1 rRNA gene is annotated in these 3,309 nt (G+C 56.5%); it reads left to right on the top strand.

The window, feature by feature from the left end:
* The first annotated feature begins 57 nt into the window (after positions 1 to 57).
* A 23S ribosomal RNA gene (locus CG740_RS39390) occupies positions 58 to 3,181 on the top strand.
* Positions 3,182 to 3,309: the final 128 nt, after the last annotated feature.

The raw sequence follows: 3,309 nt of genomic DNA, 5'->3' as shown, positions 1-3,309 counted from the left end.
GGGGTGATGGGTGGCTGGTCGTTGTTTGAGAACTGCACAGTGGACGCGAGCATCTGTGGCCAAGTTTTTAAGGGCGCACGGTGGATGCCTTGGCACCAGGAACCGATGAAGGACGTGGGAGGCCACGATAGTCCCCGGGGAGCCGTCAACCAGGCTTTGATCCGGGGGTTTCCGAATGGGGAAACCCGGCAGTCGTCATGGGCTGTCACCCATACCTGAACACATAGGGTATGTGGAGGGAACGAGGGGAAGTGAAACATCTCAGTACCCTCAGGAAGAGAAAACAACCGTGATTCCGGGAGTAGTGGCGAGCGAAACCGGATGAGGCCAAACCGTATGCGTGTGATACCCGGCAGGGGTTGCGCATGCGGGGTTGTGGGATCTCTCTTTCACAGTCTGCCGGCTGTGAGGCGAGTCAGAAACCGTTGGTGTAGGCGAAGGACATGCGAAAGGTCCGGCGTAGAGGGTAAGACCCCCGTAGCTGAAACATCAACGGCTCGTTTGAGAGACACCCAAGTAGCACGGGGCCCGAGAAATCCCGTGTGAATCTGGCGGGACCACCCGCTAAGCCTAAATATTCCCTGGTGACCGATAGCGGATAGTACCGTGAGGGAATGGTGAAAAGTACCGCGGGAGCGGAGTGAAATAGTACCTGAAACCGTGTGCCTACAAGCCGTGGGAGCGTCGCTGTATGTGCTTGCACATACAGTCGTGACTGCGTGCCTTTTGAAGAATGAGCCTGCGAGTTAGCGGTGTGTAGCGAGGTTAACCCGTGTGGGGAAGCCGTAGCGAAAGCGAGTCCGAACAGGGCGTTTGAGTTGCACGCTCTAGACCCGAAGCGGAGTGATCTAGCCATGGGCAGGTTGAAGCGGCTGTAAGAGGTCGTGGAGGACCGAACCCACCAGGGTTGAAAACCTGGGGGATGACCTGTGGTTAGGGGTGAAAGGCCAATCAAACTCCGTGATAGCTGGTTCTCCCCGAAATGCATTTAGGTGCAGCGTCGTGTGTTTCTTGCCGGAGGTAGAGCACTGGATAGGCGATGGGCCCTACCGGGTTACTGACCTTAGCCAAACTCCGAATGCCGGTAAGTGAGAGCGCGGCAGTGAGACTGTGGGGGATAAGCTCCATGGTCGAGAGGGAAACAGCCCAGAGCATCGACTAAGGCCCCTAAGCGTACGCTAAGTGGGAAAGGATGTGGAGTCGCAGAGACAACCAGGAGGTTGGCTTAGAAGCAGCCACCCTTGAAAGAGTGCGTAATAGCTCACTGGTCAAGTGATTCCGCGCCGACAATGTAGCGGGGCTCAAGCGTACCGCCGAAGTCGTGTCATTCATACGTATAGGGCCAACGCCTGTATGGATGGGTAGGGGAGCGTCGTGTGCCGGGTGAAGCCGCAGCGGAAGCTAGTGGTGGACGGTTCACGAGTGAGAATGCAGGCATGAGTAGCGATACACACGTGAGAAACGTGTGCGCCGATTGACTAAGGGTTCCTGGGTCAAGCTGATCTGCCCAGGGTAAGTCGGGACCTAAGGCGAGGCCGACAGGCGTAGTCGATGGACAACCGGTTGATATTCCGGTACCCGCTTTGAAACGCCCAATATCGAATCAGGCGATGCTAAGCCCGTGAAGCCGTTCCGGACCCTTCGGGGAAAGGAAAGTGGTGGAGCCGGTGACCCAGACTTGTAGTAGGTAAGCGATGGGGTGACGCAGGAAGGTAGTCCAGCCCGGGCGGTGGTTGTCCCGGGGTAAGGGTGTAGGCCGTGCGGTAGGCAAATCCGTCGCACGTTAAGGCTGAGACCTGATGCCGAGCCGATTGTGGTGAAGTGGATGATCCTATGCTGTCGAGAAAAGCCTCTAGCGAGTTTCATGGCGGCCCGTACCCTAAACCGACTCAGGTGGTCAGGTAGAGAATACCGAGGCGTTCGGGTGAACTATGGTTAAGGAACTCGGCAAAATGCCCCCGTAACTTCGGGAGAAGGGGGGCCATCACTGGTGATCCAATTTACTTGGTGAGCTGGGGGTGGCCGCAGAGACCAGCGAGAAGCGACTGTTTACTAAAAACACAGGTCCGTGCGAAGCCGTAAGGCGATGTATACGGACTGACGCCTGCCCGGTGCTGGAACGTTAAGGGGACCGGTTAGTCACATTTCGGTGTGGCGAAGCTGAGAACTTAAGCGCCAGTAAACGGCGGTGGTAACTATAACCATCCTAAGGTAGCGAAATTCCTTGTCGGGTAAGTTCCGACCTGCACGAATGGCGTAACGACTTCTCGACTGTCTCAACCATAGGCCCGGTGAAATTGCACTACGAGTAAAGATGCTCGTTTCGCGCAGCAGGACGGAAAGACCCCGGGACCTTTACTACAGTTTGATATTGGTGTTCGGTTCGGCTTGTGTAGGATAGGTGGGAGACTTTGAAGCGGCCACGCCAGTGGTTGTGGAGTCGTCGTTGAAATACCACTCTGGTCGTGCTGGATGTCTAACCTCGGTCCGTGATCCGGATCAGGGACAGTGTCTGATGGGTAGTTTAACTGGGGCGGTTGCCTCCTAAAGAGTAACGGAGGCGCCCAAAGGTTCCCTCAGCCTGGTTGGCAATCAGGTGTTGAGTGTAAGTGCACAAGGGAGCTTGACTGTGAGACCGACGGGTCGAGCAGGGACGAAAGTCGGGACTAGTGATCCGGCGGTGGCTTGTGGAAGCGCCGTCGCTCAACGGATAAAAGGTACCCCGGGGATAACAGGCTGATCTTCCCCAAGAGTCCATATCGACGGGATGGTTTGGCACCTCGATGTCGGCTCGTCGCATCCTGGGGCTGGAGTCGGTCCCAAGGGTTGGGCTGTTCGCCCATTAAAGCGGTACGCGAGCTGGGTTTAGAACGTCGTGAGACAGTTCGGTCCCTATCCGCTGCGCGCGCAGGAACATTGAGAAGGGCTGTCCCTAGTACGAGAGGACCGGGACGGACGAACCTCTGGTGTGCCAGTTGTCCTGCCAAGGGCATGGCTGGTTGGCTACGTTCGGAAAGGATAACCGCTGAAAGCATCTAAGCGGGAAGCCTGCTTCGAGATGAGTGTTCCCACCTCCTTGAGAGGGTAAGGCTCCCAGTAGACGACTGGGTTGATAGGCCAGATGTGGAAGCCCGGTAACGGGTGGAGCTGACTGGTACTAATAGGCCGAGGGCTTGTCCTCAGTTGCTCGCGTCCACTGTGTTTGTTCTGAAGCAATGAACTCCCGTTTGCCGGTTTGAGTTCAACTTCATAGTGTTTCGGTGGTCATAGCGTTAGGGAAACGCCCGGTTACATTCCGAACCCGGAAGC

The organism is Streptomyces sp. CB01201 (genome assembly GCF_002803085.1).
Taxonomy (GTDB): domain Bacteria; phylum Actinomycetota; class Actinomycetes; order Streptomycetales; family Streptomycetaceae; genus Streptomyces; species Streptomyces hundungensis.
Note: the sequence above shows the minus strand (reverse complement) of the source record. Positions and strands in the feature narration are given on the sequence as shown.